Source organism: Micromonospora sp. NPDC048843 (assembly GCF_040649965.1).
Classification (GTDB): Bacteria; Actinomycetota; Actinomycetes; order Mycobacteriales; family Micromonosporaceae; genus Micromonospora; species Micromonospora hortensis.
Genome location: NZ_JBEZGJ010000013.1, coordinates 1 through 15,614, shown reverse-complemented (window position 1 = coordinate 15,614; position 15,614 = coordinate 1). Strand labels below are relative to the sequence as shown.

Sequence of the window (15,614 nt, the reverse complement as noted above, 5' to 3'; positions counted from 1 at the left end):
AACCGTCATGACGCTCCCGCACACCGGCCGGGCGCTTGCCGACGCGGCACCCGTGCCGTACTGGCTCGACCGCCCGGACCGCCCCGACCCGCTACCGCCACTGAGCGGCCGGCACTCCGCCGACCTGCTGGTGATCGGCGGCGGCTACGGCGGACTGTGGGCCGCGCTGTTGGCGAAGCAGGCGGACCCGGACCGGGACGTGCTGCTCGTCGACGCCGGGACCTGCGGTTGGGCCGCGTCGGGGCGCAACGGCGGGTTCTGCGCCGCCTCGCTGACCCACGGCCTCGCCAACGGCGTCGACAGGTTTCCCGACGAGGTCGGCGAGTTGGAACGCCTCGGCCGGGACAACCTGGACGCCATCGCCGCCACAGTCGCGACGTTCGACATCGACTGCGACTTCGAGCGCACCGGTGAGCTGGCCGTCGCCGTCGAGCCGTACCAACTCGACGGGCTGGCCGCCGACGCGGACCTGGCCCGCCGGTACGGCCACCGGGTGCTGCTGCTCGACCGGGACGAGGTACGCGCCGAGGTGCACTCACCGACGTACCTGGGTGGAATGTTCGACGCCGACCGGGTGGCATTGGTGGACCCGGCGAAGCTGGCCTGGGGGCTGCGCCGCGCCTGCCTCGACCTCGGCGTACGCGTGCACGAGCACACAAGGGTCACCGGCCTGCGCGCCGACAACGCCGCGCTGCACGCCAGCACAGTGGGCACCGATCCCACCGCCCACCCGGCCGACCCCGCCGACACCCGCGCCACAGGTCAACCCGGCTCGATACGGGCGCGCCGGGTGGTGCTTGCCACCAACGCGTTCCCGCCGTTGCTGCGCCGGCTGCGGGCGTACCTGGTGCCGGTCTACGACCACGTGCTGATGACCGAGCCCCTCACCCCGGCTCAGCGCGACGCCATCGGTTGGCGCAACCGGCAGGGGCTCGCCGACACCGCCAACCAGTTCCACTACTACCGGATCAGCACCGACGGGCGGATCCTCTTCGGCGGCTACGACGCCGTCTACCACTACGGCAACCGGGTCGCGCCCGAGCTGGAACAACGGCAGGCCACCTTCACCACCCTCGCCCGCCACTTCTTCACCACGTTCCCGCAGCTCGCCGACGTGCGGTTCAGCCACCGCTGGGGCGGGGTCATCGACACCTGCACCCGGTTCTGCCCGTTCTTCGGCACCGTCTACGGCGGTCGGCTGGCGTACGCGGCCGGATACACCGGCCTCGGCGTTGGGGCCACCCGCTTCGGGGCCCGGGTGCTGCTCGACCTGCTCGACGGCGGGAACACCCCGCTGACCCGACTCGACCTGGTTCGCCGCAAGCCACTGCCGTTCCCGCCGGAACCCGTCCGCGCGATCGGCATCAATCTCACCCGCTGGTCACTGGCCCGCGCCGACGCGCGCGAGGGCCGGCGCGACCTCTGGCTCCGTACTCTCGATCGTTTCGGTTTGGGGTTTGATTCCTGATGCGTGTCCTCCTCGTCGGCGCCGGTGGCGTCGGCTCCGCCGCCGTAGCCATCGCCGCCCGACGGACCTTCTTCGAGACCATCGTGGTCGCCGACCACGACCCCGTTCGGGCCGAGCGTGCGGTCGCCGGGCACGGTGACCGGTTCGTCGCGGCCCAGGTGGACGCCTCCTCGGCCGACGCGGTCACCGCGCTGTGCCGGGAGCACCGGATCACGCACGTGCTGAACGCCGTCGACCCGCGGTTCGTCATGCCGATCTTCAACGGTGCGTTCGCTGCCGGCGCGGACTACCTGGACATGGCGATGTCGCTGTCGCACGTCGAGACCGGCGTGAAGCTCGGCGACGAACAGTTCGCGCTGGCCGACACCTGGTCGGCGGCCGGTCGGCTGGCGCTGTGCGGCATCGGGGTCGAGCCCGGCCTCTCCGACGTGTTCGCCCGCTACGCAGCCGACGACCTGTTCAGCGAGATCGACGAGATCGGTGTCCGGGACGGGGCGAACCTCACAGTCGACGGGTACGACTTCGCGCCCTCGTTCTCCATCTGGACCACCATCGAGGAGTGCCTCAACCCGCCGGTCATCTGGGAGCGGGACCGGGGCTGGTTCACCACCGAACCGTTCTCCGAGCCGGAGGTCTTCCACTTTCCGGAGGGGATCGGGCCGGTCGAGTGCGTCAACGTCGAGCACGAGGAGGTGCTGCTCATCCCGCGCTGGGTCAAGGCCCGGCGGGTCACCTTCAAGTACGGCCTCGGTGACGAGTTCATCGAGGTGCTCAAGACGCTGCACAAGCTCGGCCTGGACGCTGTCTCCCCGGTGCGGGTACGCGGCGTCGAGGTCTCCCCGCGTGACGTGGTAGCCGCGAGTCTGCCCGACCCGGCGACGCTCGGTGCCCGGATGCGCGGCAAGACCTGCGCCGGCACCTGGGTACGCGGCCTCGGCCCGGACGGGCAACCCCGCGAGGTCTACCTGTACCACGTGGTCGACAACGAGTGGTCGATGCGGGAGTACGGGCACCAGGCGGTCGTCTGGCAGACCGCCGTCAACCCGGTCGTCGCGTTGGAGTTGCTCGCCAGCGGCGCGTGGGCCGGTGTCGGGGTGCTCGGGCCGGAAGCGCTGCCCCCGATGCCCTTCCTCGACCTGCTGAACGATTACGGGTCACCATGGGCGATGGAGGAGCGGTGAGCCTGCCCCGCTGACGGCATCGCGACAGTTCCGTCGTCGCCGTTGGACCTCCGATCCCTTGTCGATGCGGTGCGTGGTGATCTGCGGCTTTTGATGGTGCTGACACCCGCACGATCGGCCCTGCCCTGCCAACCTGGAGGTTCGCCGCACCTGCCGACTCGTCGCCCGCGAGCGCGCCCACCGATCTTCCCGGCGAAGCGAAAGGCGCAGGTGACGAGCGCGACGGGGGATATTGCAGGCTGTGTTTGCGACGACACTCATCGCCGTGACGATGCAACCACCACAGAACCCGGGGCCGCCCTACCCGCCGTCGTTCGGCCAGACGCCCCGACCGAACTGGTTCCGCCGGGCCACCCCCGCCAGCCGGGTCGCCGTGATCCTCGGCTCGGTGACGCTGTCGCTCCTGCTGCTCTGCTGCGCCGGCACCGCCATCGTCGGCGCGTTGACCGGCGAGCCGGAACCGACAAAGACCGGCACGGCCGCCGAGCAGCCGCAGCAGCCGATCCTGGCCGCGCCCGGCGAACCGACCGAGGAGGCCCCCGCCGCCGCGCCCTCCACGGTGCCCATGTCGGCGCCCTCCACGGTGCCCACGTCGGCGGCGCCCGCCACGGCGTCCTCGTCGGCGGCGCCCGCGCCAGTGGTGCAGGTGACAACCGTGACGGAGAAGGCCACCATCCGGTACGGCGAGCGGACCGTCAAGGACTCGTCACTGGCCGAGGGCAAGCGGGTAGTCCGGACCAAGGGCGTGAACGGCGTCCGGACCCTGACCTACGAGGTGACCACCACCGATGGCGTGCGGACGGCCAAGAAACTGGTCAAGTCCGCAGTGACGAAGCAGCCGGTGACCCAGGTCGTCGCCGTCGGCACCAAGAAGCCGCAGTCGTCCAAGTGCCACCCGAACTACAGCGGTTGCGTCCCGATCGCCAGCGACGTCGACTGCGCGGGTGGCAGTGGCAACGGCCCCGCCTATGTCAGCGGACCGATCAGGGTGATCGGCAACGACATCTACGACCTGGACCGAGACGGCGACGGCATAGCCTGCGACTAACCCCGCCGCGCCCCCGCACCCCACGCGCCCCCGCCCGCGCCCCCGCCCGCGCCCCCGCGATCTTGCACTTTCTGCGCCGACCTTTCGCTGCATATAGGGCGTATCGACGACAGGAAGTGCAAGATCGCGGGAGTGATGATTCGGGGCCGGGGAGTCCGGGGGGTGAGGCGCTAGCACGGCAGGGGGTGGGGTTGGGGGTTGTCCACAGGGGGGACGGTTTTCCACAGGTGGTCGTCGCGGGACCTCTATGGGCTCCCGGGTTGGTCAGCCTGCTCCCATGGCAACTCAGTTGTGGCGTACCGACGCACTCATGCGGCAACTCACCGTTGGGCGAATCCGTAGTCGGCTCGACCGCGAGGAATTGCACCGCGTACGCAGAGGGGTCTACGCCGACCAACCCTGCGGCGACGATGACGCACTGCGCGCACTGCTGCTCCGGCTGCCCGACGGGGCGATGTTGGCGAGGCAGAGTGCCGCCCGCCGACACGGCTTCGGGGTTCTGCGTGATGATCTGATCCACGTTCATCTGCCCGCCGAGGTGCCAAAGCCCCGTCTACCCGGGGTGGTCGTTCACCGGACGGTGCTACCCGTTCGGCCGGTCTTCGTCGACGGTCTGCCCTGTGTGCCGGCGGCTCGCTGTGCGGTCGACCTGGCTCGCGCCGTCCGACGACTCGACGCACTCCCGGTACTCGATGCCGCGCTGCGGTCGGGCTTGGTCACCCAGGATGACCTGCTTGTCGAGGTCGCAGCCCACAACGCGTTGCGTGGTGTCCGCCAAGCCCGGCAACTCGTACCGCTGGCCGACGGCAGGGCGGAGTGCCGACAGGAGAGCCAGTTGCGACTGATTCTGATCGATGGGGGGCTGCCTCCACCGGAGCCGCAACTATGGGTGGCCGACCGTCATGGCACAGCTCTCTACCGGCTGGATCTGGGTTACCGCGAACGCCGGATCGGCATCGAGTACGACGGACTGTCGCACCTGGACCGTGAACGGCTCAGACACGACCGGGAGCGGGTCAACTGGCTGGACGCTGCGGGCTGGCGGATGCGCTATTTCACCGACCGTGACCTCTACCGCCGCCCCCAGCACATCAAGGCCACCATCCGCGCCGCCCTCTCCTAACCACACCAGCACCCCCGTCACCCCGTCACCCCGTCACCCCGTCACCCCCGTCGATCTTGCACTTTCTGTCCCGACAGATAACGCCTTAGGGATATTTGGGCAACACAAAGTGCAAGATCGACGGGGCGGGGCGGCCCAGAGTGACGCAGCTCACCCGCGCTCGCCAATCCGCCTCGGCCTTCGGGGGACGGATGGCTCAGAGGACGTGCGACGGGCACGAAGTCGACCAGGGCTGGCTTGCGGTGGTTTGCCCGCTGGACACCCGCGTGGAGGATGGCTGCGACGGGTCCTTACAGAACCCTTAACCCGGTCCTGCGACGGTATGCCGGGCAAGCCGAACTGGGGGAGCGGAAAAACGTGCGGGTGCTGGTGGCGGACGACGAGCGGTTGTTGGCGGACACGGTGGCCGAAGGGCTGCGCCGCCTCTCGATGGCCGTCGACGTCTGCTACGACGGTGACGGTGCGCTGGAGCGGGTCGGGGTGAACCGGTACGACGTCGCGGTGCTGGACCGGGACATGCCCGGACACACCGGCGACGAGGTGTGCCGCAGCATCACCGACTCACAGGTCGGCACCCGGGTGCTGCTGCTCACCGCGGCGGCCGGCATCCGGGACCGGGTAGAGGGCCTGGGCCTCGGCGCGGACGACTACCTGACGAAGCCGTTCGCCTTCGCCGAGTTGGTGGCCCGGGTGCAGGCCCTCGGGCGGCGGTCCACGCCGGCGCTGCCACCGGTGCTCGCCCAGGATGGCCTGGCCTTGGACGTGGGCCGGCACCTGGCCACCCGGGACGGCCGCCCCCTCGCGTTGAGCCCGAAGGAGTTCGCGGTGCTGCACGTGCTGCTGCGCGCTGACGGCCAGGTGGTCAGCGCCGAGGAGTTGCTGGAGCAGGCCTGGGACGAGTTCGCCGACCCGTTCACCAACGCCGTACGGGTCACAGTGATGACACTGCGCAAGAAGCTCGGCGATCCGGCGATCATCCACACCGTTCCGAAGGCCGGCTACCGCATCGGCGGCCCGGCGTGAGCTGGACGCCTCGACGTCGGGTGCTGCTGGTGGGGCTGCTGGCGCTGCTGGCCGGCCCGATACTGCCGACGACGGGCAAGTGGCTGTCGGGGGTGACCTGGACCTGGGGGCAGCAGTTCTGTGACGTGCCCATGCCCGGGTTGTCGACGGTGTGCAGCAACATGCGGCCGGGGGCGTTCATGCTGCCCCTGGTGGCCGTCCTGTTCGTGACAGTGGCAGTCCTGGTGGGGCTCTGGTTCGCCGCTGTGTGGTGTCTGCGCCCGGTCGCTGACCTGGCCGGGCCGATTGGGCACCTGGGCCCGCAGAACCTCGGTCACCGGATCCGGCCGCGGGGCCGCGACGAGTTGGCCCGGCTGTCCCGGGCGATCGACGAGATGATGGAACGCGTCTCCGCCGGGTACGAGGGGCAACGACGGTTCGCCGCGAACGCCTCGCACGAGCTGCGGACGCCCCTCGCCGTGCAGCGGACGCTCATCGAGGTCGGCATGGCCAGGGCGCTCAACGGTGAGCAGTTGGAGCTGCTGACCAGTCAGCTGCTGGAGACCAACGAGCGCAACGAACGACTGATCGAGGGCCTGCTCGCGCTCAGCGAGAGTGACCAGGGCCTCCGATCGCGGATACCGCAGCGGTTGGACACGATCGTCGAGGCGGTGCTGGCCGGTTACCTGGACCGGGCCCGGGAGGCCGGGGTCGCAGTGGAGACCCATCTCGAACCCCGCATCGTCGTCGGCGAGCGGGTGCTGCTGGAACGCCTGGTCACCAACCTGGTGGAGAACGGGATCAAGTACAACCGGCCGGGCGGCACACTGACCGTCGTGGTGAGTGGCGTGCCCGCGCTGTCCGTTGTCAACACCGGCCAGCCCGTGCCGGCCGAGGCGGTGGCCGGCCTGTTCGAGCCGTTCCGCCGACTCGCCCGGGACCGGACCTCGCAGGGCGGTGGGGCCGGCCTGGGCCTGGCCATCGCCCGCTCGATCACCCAGGCCCACGACGGCATTATCGCGGCCCGGCCCGCCGAGTACGGCGGCCTGCGGGTCGACGTCCAGCTACCCACAGTGAACTGACACGTCCACCCACCTTTCCCGGGGTCCACGTACCGCTGGACCCCGCCTGTGGTGTGCCCGAAAAGGAGAACCGATGACACGCACCGTTGGCCAGGTCCGGGCCGATGTCGAGGAGGCCAGCCACTGGCTTGCCGGCCGCGTCGTCCGTACCCCGGTGCTGCGCTCCCCGGTGATCGACGAGCTTGCCGGGGCGCGGGTCCTGCTCAAGGCCGAGAACCTCCAGAACGGTGGCTCGTACAAGATGCGGGGCGCGCTACGCGCGGTCGGCCGCCTCGCGATGGCCGGCCACACCGGGGTGATCGCGCAGAGCACCGGCAACCACGCGGTGGCGGTGGCGTTGGCGGCCCGGCAGCACGGGCTCGCGGCGACAGTGGTGCTGCCTGTCGACGCGGCATCGACGAAGGTCGACCGAGCGCGTGCGGCGGGAGCGCGGGTGGTGTTCGCCGGCACCAGCGTCGAGGAGCGGGTGGCGGTGGCCAACGGCCTAAGCGACGAGAGCGGTCACCCGGTCGTCGACGCGTACGACCACCCGGACGTGATCGCCGGGCAGGGCACCGCGAGCCTGGAGCTGATCGAGGACGCCGAGCGCGCGGGGACGCCGTTGGACGCGCTTGTCGTACCGGTGGGTGGTGGTGGCGGGGTGGCCGGCGCGTGCCTGGCCGCCGCCGGCTCCGGCATCGAGGTGTACGGCGTGGAGCCGGTGGGTTGCGACTCGCTGGCCCGCAGCCTGGCGGCCGGTGTACGTGTGCCGGTCGCGCCAGCGCCCACCATCGCTGACGGGCTGCGGCCGTCCTGCGTGGGTGAGCTGCCGTTCGCCATCGTGCGGAACACGCTGCGCGGGGTCGTCCGGGTCGACGACGACGAGATCGCCGCCGCGTTCCGGCTGATCCTGACGGAGCTGAAGGTGCTCGCCGAGCCGTCCGGGGCGGCGGGCCTGGCCGGCGCCCTCCGACTTCCACCGGACCGGGACCGGCAGCGGACGGTCGGCGTGGTGCTGACCGGCGGAAACGTGGAGGCGGCGCTGGTGGCCCGGTTGATGGCCCCGCGATCCGCCGACCTGGCTGAGGAAGGGGCGGCGGCGTGAGCGCGCCAGTTCGGATCGGAATCCTGTTCGGTGGACCGTCGGCGGAGCACGAGGTGTCTTGTGCCTCAGCGCTCGGGGTGGCCCGGGCGCTCGCCGGTGGCGGCTACCGCACTGTCGCCATCGGCGTCACCCGCAGCGGCGGCTTCCGGCTGATGCCCGACGCGCTGCTGGCCGAGTTGCGCGACCGACCGGCCGGCGAGCGGGCCATCGACGACCAGTTGGTGGTGACCGGGCCGGCCGTCGAGTTGCGGGCCGGTCCGCGTCCGGGCGTCGTGCAGGTGTCCGCCGGTAACGCTCCCGGCGCGGTGCACGCCGAACTGGACGTGGTCTTCCCGGTGCTGCACGGCCCGTACGGCGAGGACGGTGTGGTGCAGGGGCTGCTGGAGTCACTGAACGTGCCGTACGTCGGGTGCGGCATCCTCGCCTCCGCGGTCGGCATGAACAAGGTGGCGATGAAGCGGGCGCTGCGCGCCGAGGGCATCCCCGTCACCCCGTACGTGTCGTTCGACGCGCACGCCTACCGGGCGGTCGACGACCCGGAGAAGTTGGTGACCGGGCTGAGCCGGCCACTGTTCGTCAAGCCGGCCAGCATGGGTTCGTCGATCGGTATCTCCCGCGTCGGCGAGGGTGACGACCTGGCCGCCGCCGTGGAGGAGGCGCTTCGCCACGACCAACTCGTCATGGTCGAGCAGGGTGTCGCCGGCCGGGAGTTGGAGTGCGCGGTGCTCGGCGGCTGGCGTCCCGAGGCGTCGGCGGTGGGCGAGGTGCAGGTCAGCGGCGGCTGGTTCGACTACCAGCAGAAGTACTTCGGCGACGCCGACCCGATGATCGTCCCCGCCGTGCTGCCGGACGAGGTGACCGCGCGGGTCCGCGAGCTGTCGCTGCGCGCGTTCGCCGCGATCGGTGGTTGGGGTCTGGCCCGGGTCGACTTCTTCTACGACGAGACGTCCGGTGAGCTGTACGTCAACGAGCTGAACACCATGCCCGGCTTCACCGCGCACTCGATGTACCCGAAGGTGTGGGCAGCCGTCGGGGTCGGCTACCGGGAGGTGGTGGACCGACTCGTCGAGTTGGCACGGCTCCGGCACGCGGAACGGTTTACGAACACGGCGGGGAGCATCCGATGATCCTGCTCTCCGACCCTCGGGTGGCGGCGGTGCCCAGCGCCGACGACGGCGAGGAGTTCGTGGACCTGCGTGAGCTGCCGGAGTTGCGGCTCGACGGCCGCGCGGCCGACCCGGCCGGGGCGTACGCCCGGTTGCGCACCGGTGTCGTGGATCGCCTGCTGGCCGCGCAGCGTGCTCTGCCCGGTGGGCTGCGGTTGCTGGTGGTCGAGGGCTACCGGCCGTACCAGGCGCAGTTGGCCATTTTCACCGGCTACCGCGACGAGCTGCGCCGACGGCACCCGGACTGGTCGCCGCAGCGGCTGCACCGGGAGACCACGAAGTTCGTCTCACCGGTCGAGGTGGCCCCTCACAGCACGGGCGGAGCCGTGGACCTGACGCTCTGCACCGACGACGGTGTGGAGCTGGACCTGGGCACGGCCATCGACGCCACCCCGGAGGACAGCGCCGACGCCTGCTTCACCGACGCGCCGACGATCGGCGGCACCGCTCGCCGGCACCGGCAGATCATGGTGGACGTCCTCGGCGGCGCCGGGATGGTCAACTACCCGACCGAGTGGTGGCACTGGTCGTACGGCGACCGTTACTGGGCGCTGATCACCGGGGCCTCGCGCACCCGGTACGGGCCGGTGGACCTGGCCGTCGCACGATCGATACCCGTGCCGGCTGAACGGTAGGACGCTCCGGTCCGTACCGGTGAGTGAAGGACACCACCGAGGACGGGAGTGACGGCGATGAGGGTGCAGCGCAGGCACGTGCTGGCAGCGAGCGTGGCGGTGCTCGCCGCGGTGGGCGTGTCGGTGGGGACCAGCTTCGGGTTCGCCGACACGGCCCCGGCACGGTCGTCGGTCTGCTCCGGCTCGGTCACCTTCTCCGCGGAGGGCGGGGCGCCGGCGGCGACCAGCGACAGGTTCCCGGTGGGTACCCGGCTGCGGGTGACCAACCTGGACAACAACCGGGCTGCCACCGTGACGGTGACCGGCCCGTCGGGCAGCTGCGTGCTGCTCAACGCGGCGGCCATGGAGCTGGTCCGCGAGCCGGGGAAGAACGTGATCCGCCGCAACGTGGTGGAACGCGTCGACGGCGCGGCCCCGCCCGCCGGCGCTCCGGCCCCCGGCACCGTCCGCCCGGGCGCCGCGTCTCCCGGCGCACCCGGCCCGGCGCCCCAGTCGGCGTGCTCCGGGGCGATCACCTTCTTCGAGGAGGCGGCCGGACCGGCGGCGACCAGCGGGCAGTTCCCGGTGGGTACCCGGCTGCGGGTGACCAACCTGGACAACAACCGGGCGACCACTGTGACGGTGACCGGCCCGTCGGGCAGCTGCGTGCTGCTCAACTCCGCCGCCATGGAGCAGATCCGCGAGCCGGGCAAGAACCTGGTGCGCCGCAACACTGTCGAGGTGCTTCGCTGACCCTCGGCGGAGGGGCCCGTGCACCGGGCCCCTCCGCCGTTCAGCCTGCTCCGCCGTTCAGCCTGCTCCGCCGCTCAGCCGAAGGCGGCGTCGAGGAGGTCGGCACCCCGACCGAGGTGCCCGTCGGAGATCACCAGCGGGGGCAGGAGGCGCAGCACGTTGCCGTACGTGCCGCAGGTCAGGGTGAGCAGGCCGGCGGCGTGACAGGCCGCCGAGATCGCCGCCGTGGCGACCGGGTCGGGGGTGAGCGTGCCCGGCAGCACCAGCTCCACGGCGAGCATCGCGCCCCGGCCGCGTACCTCGGCGACCCGGGGATCCCGCTCGGCGATGGCCAGTAGCCGGGGGACCAGCACCGATTCGATCCGTCGGGCCGCACCAGCCAGGTCCAGCTCGTGCATTGTCTCGATGGTGGCCAGCGCGGCGGCGCAGGCGATCGGGTTGCCGCCGTACGTGCCGCCGAGCCCACCGACGTGCACCGCGTCCATCAGCTCGGCCCTACCGGTCACCGCGGCCAGCGGCAGGCCACCGGCGATGCCCTTGGCGAGTGTCACCAGGTCGGGTTCGACGCCCTCGTGCTGACAGGCGAACCAGTCGCCGGTGCGGCAGAAGCCGGTCTGGATCTCGTCGGCGACGAAGACCACCCCGGCCGCCGTCGCCCAGGCCCGCAGCGCGGGCAGGAAACCCGGCGCGGGTACGACGAAGCCACCCTCGCCCTGGATCGGCTCGATGAGCAGCGCGGCGACGTTCTCCGCGCCGACCTGCTTCTCGATCATCTCGACGGCTCGCGCCGCCGCCTCCGCTCCGGAGAGCCCACCATCGCGCAGCGGGTACGACATCGGCACCCGGTAGATCTCCCCGGCGAACGGCCCGAACCGGTGCTTGTACGGCATGTTCTTCGCTGTCAACGCCATGGTCAGGTTGGTGCGGCCGTGGTACGCGTGGTCGAACACCACTACCGCCGGCCGCCCGGTGGCGTGTCGGGCGACCTTGACGGCGTTCTCCACCGCCTCGGCCCCGGAGTTGAACAACGCCGAGCGCTTCGCGAACCCGGCGGGCGTCAACGCGTTGAGCTGCTCGCACACCGCCACGTACGACTCGTACGGCGCGACCATGAAGCAGGTGTGGGTGAACCGCTCCACCTGCGCCCGGACCGCCTCGACCACCCTCGGGGCCGAGTTGCCCACGCTGGTCACGGCGATGCCGGCGGCGAAGTCGATCCACTCCCGGCCGTCGACGTCGGTGATCGTCCCGCCGGACGCGCGGTCCACGTAGGACGGGATCACACTGCCGACACCTCGGGCCACGGCATCGCCGCGCCGCTTGTGCAGCTCCTCGGAAGTGGTCATGGGGCTGTGCCTCCTTCGTTCGCGACTGCGGGGCTCGCAAACCCGGCTCACTCCTCGCGCTTCACTAGCCCCCCAGGTTGTGCATGACGTGCTTGATCCGGGTGTAGTCCTCCAGGCTGTAGACCGAGAGGTCCTTGCCGTGCCCGGAGTGCTTGAAGCCACCGTGCGGCATCTCGGAGACGAACGGGATGTGCGTGTTGACCCAGACGCAGCCGAAGTCCAGACGACGGGTCATCCGCATGGCCCGGCCGTGGTCCCGCGTCCAGACCGACGCGGACAGGCCGTAGTCGACGCCGTTGGCCCAGCGCACCGCCTCGTCCTCGTCGGAGAAGCGCTGCACGGTGATGACCGGCCCGAACACCTCGTCCTGGATGATCTCGTCGGCCTGACGCAGCCCGGAGACCACTGTCGGCGCGTAGAAGTAGCCGCGTTCGCCCTGCCGGGACCCGCCGGTCTGGATCGCCGCGTGGTCCGGCAGGCGGTCCACGAAACCGCTGACCCGGGTGAGCTGGTTGGCGTTGTTCAGCGGACCGTAGAGCACGTCGGCGTCGTCCGGGGCGCCGGTCTTCGTGTTGCGGGCCTGCTCGGCGAGCGCCGCCACGAAGTCGTCGTGGACGCCGGGGCCGGCGAGCACCCGGGTGGCCGCCGTGCAGTCCTGCCCGGCGTTGAAGTAGCCGCCCAGCGCGATGGCCTCGGCGGCCGCCGCCACGTCCGCGTCGTCGAAGATCACCACCGGGGCCTTGCCGCCCAACTCCAGGTGGGTGCGCTTGAGGTCGGGGGCCGCCGCGGCGGCGACCTCCATGCCCGCGCGGGTCGAGCCGGTGATCGACACCAGCTGCGGGGTCGGGTGCGACACGAGGGTACGACCGGTGTCCCGGTCGCCGCAGACCACGTTGAGCACCCCCGGTGGGAAGAACTCGGCGGCGATCTCGGCGAGCAGCAGCGTCGACACCGGTGTGGTGTCGGACGGCTTGAGCACCACTGTGTTGCCGGCGGCGAGCGCGGGCGCGATCTTCCAGACCGCCATCATCAGCGGGTAGTTCCAGGGGGTCACCTGCGCGCAGACGCCGATCGGCTCACGCCGCACGTACGAGGTGTGCCCGGCCAGGTACTCCCCGGCGGACCGCCCCTCCAGCATCCGGGCGGCGCCGGCGAAGAACCGGAACTGGTCCACCGCCGGGGGAAGCTCCTCCTCGGCGGTGAGCTGACGGGGCTTGCCGGTGTTGCGGACCTCGGCGTCGACCAGCTCGGTGGCGCGTGCCTCCACGGCGTCGGCGAGCTTGAGCAGCGCCCGCTGCCGCTCGGCAGGGGTGACCTCCCGCCAGCTCTCGAAGGCGGTGGCGGCGGCGCTCATCGCCGCGTCCACGTCGGCGGCGCCGGAGACCGGGGCCTGGGCGAACACCTCACCCGTGCAGGGGTCGACCAGGTCGGCGTAACCGCCATCGGACGGGTCGACGTAGGAGCCGTTGACGAAGTTGCGCAGCTGCTGCTGGTCACTCATGAGGGATCACTCCGAGGGGGCCGGGGGCGCGGTTCTGCGGCGGTTATCGCAATCTCTCTGCCATCTTCGCTACTGAATTCGCGGCAGACAAGGGTTATCGCGACTGTTTCCGTCGGCTGGTCGCTCGGCTACCCTGCTCGGCGTGGAGCCCGCAGCCTTCTTCGTCCCCTCCCGCCCCGCCACCGGCGAGGGTGGGTTGACAGTCCACCACCCGTACGACGGCCGCCCGGTGGGGCGTACCACATTCGCCACGCCCGACCAGGTCGACGCCGCCGTCGCCGCTGCGGCCGGGGTGGCCGCGCAGGCCGCGGCCCTGCCCGCGCGGCGGCTGCCGGGCTAGTCGCAACGCCGTTCAGCCAGGGCGGTGGCTGGTTGGTCAAGGGGGGCCTGGTCGCCGGGCGTGCCTACGGTGCAGTTGAGCCAACTCAAGGAGTGCGTCGGTCACCAGACGGCGCTGGTCGGGTGCCAGGCGGCTGGCCGCGCGGTCGATGTCCTCGGTCAATGACCGGAGTTCGCGTAACAGCGTCCCGCTCGCCTTCACCGTTGTCATGAGGGTCTGGCGCCGGCGGTCGTCTGTGCGCAGTTCGCGGCGGATCCACCCGGCTCGCTCCAGGCGGTTCACCAACCCGGTCGCAGCACCTGAGGAAAGGCCCAGCAGGCGGCCCAGTTCCACCGGGCCGAGTGGGTCGTCGGCGACGAACAGGTGCTTGAGCGCCAGGTAGTCGCCGGCGCTCAAGTTCATCCGGCGGGCTATCGAGGCGTCCACCTCGGCCGCGGCGGCTGCCAGGTGGTGCACTGCCCATGCCAGTTGGTGCGGTTGCTGGTCCACGCCGCCCATCGTAAGTTAGCTTAGAAACTAAGCTACCCGACTGGAGGCCCCGATGGACACCGAACGTTCAGTTGCCCTGGCCGCCACGTGCGCCGCCTTCGTCGCGGTGCCCACCCTGGGTGCGGTGATTGGCCAGGGCGAGCGGACCGATCGGTACGACACTGCGATCACCCCACCGCCCTACGCCTTCGTCATCTGGGCGCCGATCTTCGGAAGCTGTGTCGCCTCGACAATGGGCCAGTGCCTACCGGCTGGCCGCACCAACTCGCTGAGTCGCCGGACAGGCTGGCCTCTGGCAGGCGCGTACGCGGTGAACGCCGCATGGTCGCTGGCCGCCCAGACCGACCGGTTCGCGCTCACCCCGTACCTGTTGCCGGTCGCCGCGGGCCTCGCCGCGACCGCCCACGTCCAGCTCCAGCAGGCACCCCGGGCGACGGGCCTGAACGCTGTCACGCCGGTCAGCACCGGGCTACTGCTGGGGTGGACGGTCCTGGCAAGTGCCGTCAACGTCGTTGCCGCACGAGCGGATCGAAAGACGCCAAAGGTGGTGGGGCCCGCGACGGCAGGTCTGCTCGTGGTCTCCGCCGCGGTGGCCACCTCAGTCGTGCGGGCTCGCCGGGGTGGGCTACCGCTCGCGCTGGCGTCCGTCTGGGGCCTGGGAACCCTCGCGGGTATGCGAACCCGCCCGCGCGTCGTACGGCTGGCGGCAGCCGTGGGAGCCGCAGCGATCGGCTCAGCCGGGCTGGCGCGTGGCCGCCTGCGCGAGCACCCCGCGGTGAACTAGTCGGCCTGCCAGGTGCCGTCGTCGCGGACCCGGGCGGGCGCGCGGCCGAGCAGCAGTGTGGTCAGCGCGGCGTCGATGGTGTCGCCGAGGAACCACTCGCCGGCCTGGTCGAGCGCGAAGACCCGACCGCGTTCGTCCACCGCCAGGATGCTGTCCTGTTGCTCGGTGCCGATCGGAAAGAGGCGTACGCCGAGGACCGCGCCGAAGTCCGCGAGGGTGTCGGCGGTGTGCGCGATGGTGTGCGGGCGGATGTCGAAACGGGAGATCCACACCTGCTCGCCCCGGCCGCGCCGCGCGCCGACCAGGCTGGGGAACGCGGTGAGCGCTTCCACGGCGGCGGGAAAGACCTCGTGCCGATGGTTGCGCCCCGGCACCGATGTGACGTCACGTACGGCGGCGGCGGCCATGATCTGATCCCCGATGTGTGGCCGCCAACCGGCCGCGACCAGTGCGTTCGCGACCTCCGCCGGGAACCGCCCAGGATCGGGGTCGGATGCCGTCGGCGCGGTCCACGTCTCGGTGTACGCGCGAGCCGACTCCGGCAGGACGTTCGCCCGCACCAGGAAGGCGATGCACGAGTCGCAGGGCCGCTCGGCGGGCCCACCAGCGGGATCGCCCGGCTCACGGACCCGG

The 15,614-nt window shown here is 71.3% G+C and carries 15 protein-coding genes and 1 pseudogene; 12 read left to right on the top strand and 4 right to left on the bottom strand.

The window, feature by feature from the left end:
• The first annotated feature begins 7 nt into the window (after positions 1-7).
• The 10 genes from AB0C20_RS05320 to AB0C20_RS05275 all read left to right on the top strand — a co-directional run bounded on the left by AB0C20_RS05320 (position 8) and on the right by AB0C20_RS05275 (position 10,521).
• Positions 8-1,468, top strand: a complete 1,461-nt coding sequence (locus tag AB0C20_RS05320) for an FAD-dependent oxidoreductase (protein ID WP_357567433.1) — start codon at positions 8-10, stop codon at positions 1,466-1,468.
• Complete coding sequence (locus tag AB0C20_RS05315; protein WP_357183973.1) at positions 1,468-2,649, top strand: saccharopine dehydrogenase C-terminal domain-containing protein; 1,182 nt, start codon at positions 1,468-1,470, stop codon at positions 2,647-2,649. The genes AB0C20_RS05320 and AB0C20_RS05315 overlap by 1 nt, the downstream gene beginning before the upstream one ends.
• A gap of 271 nt (positions 2,650-2,920) precedes the next feature.
• Complete coding sequence (locus tag AB0C20_RS05310) at positions 2,921-3,697, top strand: G5 domain-containing protein (protein ID WP_357567449.1); 777 nt, start codon at positions 2,921-2,923, stop codon at positions 3,695-3,697.
• A gap of 277 nt (positions 3,698-3,974) precedes the next feature.
• Positions 3,975-4,820 (top strand): DUF559 domain-containing protein, encoded by an 846-nt coding sequence (locus AB0C20_RS05305; protein ID WP_357567432.1) that lies wholly within the window; start codon positions 3,975-3,977, stop codon positions 4,818-4,820.
• 357 nt (positions 4,821-5,177) lie between these two features.
• Complete coding sequence (locus tag AB0C20_RS05300) at positions 5,178-5,843, top strand: response regulator transcription factor (RefSeq protein WP_357183983.1); 666 nt, start codon at positions 5,178-5,180, stop codon at positions 5,841-5,843.
• Positions 5,840-6,904: a HAMP domain-containing sensor histidine kinase gene (locus AB0C20_RS05295; RefSeq protein ID WP_357183986.1), complete on the top strand. Its 1,065-nt coding sequence runs from the start codon at positions 5,840-5,842 to the stop codon at positions 6,902-6,904. The genes AB0C20_RS05300 and AB0C20_RS05295 overlap by 4 nt, the downstream gene beginning before the upstream one ends.
• A gap of 73 nt (positions 6,905-6,977) precedes the next feature.
• A complete protein-coding gene (locus tag AB0C20_RS05290) occupies positions 6,978-7,988 on the top strand; it encodes a pyridoxal-phosphate dependent enzyme (protein ID WP_357183989.1) in 1,011 nt (336 codons plus the stop codon).
• A complete protein-coding gene (locus AB0C20_RS05285) occupies positions 7,985-9,115 on the top strand; it encodes a D-alanine--D-alanine ligase family protein (RefSeq protein WP_357183992.1) in 1,131 nt (376 codons plus the stop codon). The genes AB0C20_RS05290 and AB0C20_RS05285 overlap by 4 nt, the downstream gene beginning before the upstream one ends.
• Entirely contained in the window at positions 9,112-9,789 is a 678-nt protein-coding gene (locus tag AB0C20_RS05280; RefSeq protein WP_357183995.1) for a M15 family metallopeptidase, read from the top strand. Before AB0C20_RS05285 ends, AB0C20_RS05280 begins: the two co-directional genes overlap by 4 nt.
• Positions 9,790-9,846: 57 nt before the next feature.
• Positions 9,847-10,521, top strand: coding sequence for a hypothetical protein (locus tag AB0C20_RS05275; protein ID WP_266303627.1), 675 nt, complete (start codon positions 9,847-9,849; stop codon positions 10,519-10,521).
• A 74-nt stretch (positions 10,522-10,595) separates the two neighbouring features.
• Here AB0C20_RS05275 and gabT read toward each other — a convergent pair whose 3' ends face one another.
• Both gabT and AB0C20_RS05265 read right to left on the bottom strand, forming a co-directional pair.
• Complete coding sequence (gene gabT, locus AB0C20_RS05270) at positions 10,596-11,867, bottom strand: 4-aminobutyrate--2-oxoglutarate transaminase (protein ID WP_357567431.1); 1,272 nt, start codon at positions 11,865-11,867, stop codon at positions 10,596-10,598.
• 64 nt (positions 11,868-11,931) lie between these two features.
• Positions 11,932-13,368 carry a gamma-aminobutyraldehyde dehydrogenase gene (locus AB0C20_RS05265; protein WP_357184002.1) on the bottom strand — a complete coding sequence of 479 codons (1,437 nt, stop codon included), beginning with the start codon at positions 13,366-13,368 and terminating at the stop codon, positions 11,932-11,934.
• A gap of 142 nt (positions 13,369-13,510) precedes the next feature.
• Between AB0C20_RS05265 and AB0C20_RS05260 the strand changes: the two are divergent.
• Positions 13,511-13,690, top strand: a pseudogene (locus AB0C20_RS05260) (aldehyde dehydrogenase); the annotation flags it as partial.
• Positions 13,691-13,744: 54 nt separating this feature from the next.
• On the opposite strand, the gene AB0C20_RS05255 reads toward AB0C20_RS05260, so the two are convergent.
• Positions 13,745-14,206 (bottom strand): MarR family transcriptional regulator, encoded by a 462-nt coding sequence (locus tag AB0C20_RS05255; protein ID WP_357184005.1) that lies wholly within the window; start codon positions 14,204-14,206, stop codon positions 13,745-13,747.
• 43 nt (positions 14,207-14,249) lie between these two features.
• Between AB0C20_RS05255 and AB0C20_RS05250 the strand changes: the two genes are divergently transcribed.
• On the top strand, positions 14,250-14,981 hold the full coding sequence (locus AB0C20_RS05250; RefSeq protein ID WP_357184008.1) for a hypothetical protein: 732 nt from the start codon (positions 14,250-14,252) through the stop codon (positions 14,979-14,981).
• Here AB0C20_RS05250 and AB0C20_RS05245 read toward each other — a convergent pair.
• Positions 14,978-15,614 (bottom strand): SUKH-3 domain-containing protein (locus tag AB0C20_RS05245; protein ID WP_357567430.1); only part of this gene is annotated, 637 nt, incomplete at its 5' end. The genes AB0C20_RS05250 and AB0C20_RS05245 overlap by 4 nt on opposite strands.

Excerpts from the sequence above, each read along its gene's own strand:
- AB0C20_RS05320 (WP_357567433.1), top strand. The coding sequence starts at position 8 with ATGACGCTCCCGCACACCGGCCGGGCGCTTGCCGACGCGGCACCCGTG.
- AB0C20_RS05315 (WP_357183973.1), top strand. The coding sequence starts at position 1,468 with ATGCGTGTCCTCCTCGTCGGCGCCGGTGGCGTCGGCTCCGCCGCCGTA.
- AB0C20_RS05310 (WP_357567449.1), top strand. The coding sequence starts at position 2,921 with ATGCAACCACCACAGAACCCGGGGCCGCCCTACCCGCCGTCGTTCGGC.
- AB0C20_RS05305 (WP_357567432.1), top strand. The coding sequence starts at position 3,975 with ATGGCAACTCAGTTGTGGCGTACCGACGCACTCATGCGGCAACTCACC.
- AB0C20_RS05290 (WP_357183989.1), top strand. The coding sequence starts at position 6,978 with ATGACACGCACCGTTGGCCAGGTCCGGGCCGATGTCGAGGAGGCCAGC.
- AB0C20_RS05280 (WP_357183995.1), top strand. The coding sequence starts at position 9,112 with ATGATCCTGCTCTCCGACCCTCGGGTGGCGGCGGTGCCCAGCGCCGAC.
- AB0C20_RS05275 (WP_266303627.1), top strand. The coding sequence starts at position 9,847 with ATGAGGGTGCAGCGCAGGCACGTGCTGGCAGCGAGCGTGGCGGTGCTC.
- gabT (WP_357567431.1), bottom strand. The coding sequence starts at position 11,867 with ATGACCACTTCCGAGGAGCTGCACAAGCGGCGCGGCGATGCCGTGGCC.
- AB0C20_RS05265 (WP_357184002.1), bottom strand. The coding sequence starts at position 13,368 with ATGAGTGACCAGCAGCAGCTGCGCAACTTCGTCAACGGCTCCTACGTC.
- AB0C20_RS05255 (WP_357184005.1), bottom strand. The coding sequence starts at position 14,206 with ATGGGCGGCGTGGACCAGCAACCGCACCAACTGGCATGGGCAGTGCAC.
- AB0C20_RS05250 (WP_357184008.1), top strand. The coding sequence starts at position 14,250 with ATGGACACCGAACGTTCAGTTGCCCTGGCCGCCACGTGCGCCGCCTTC.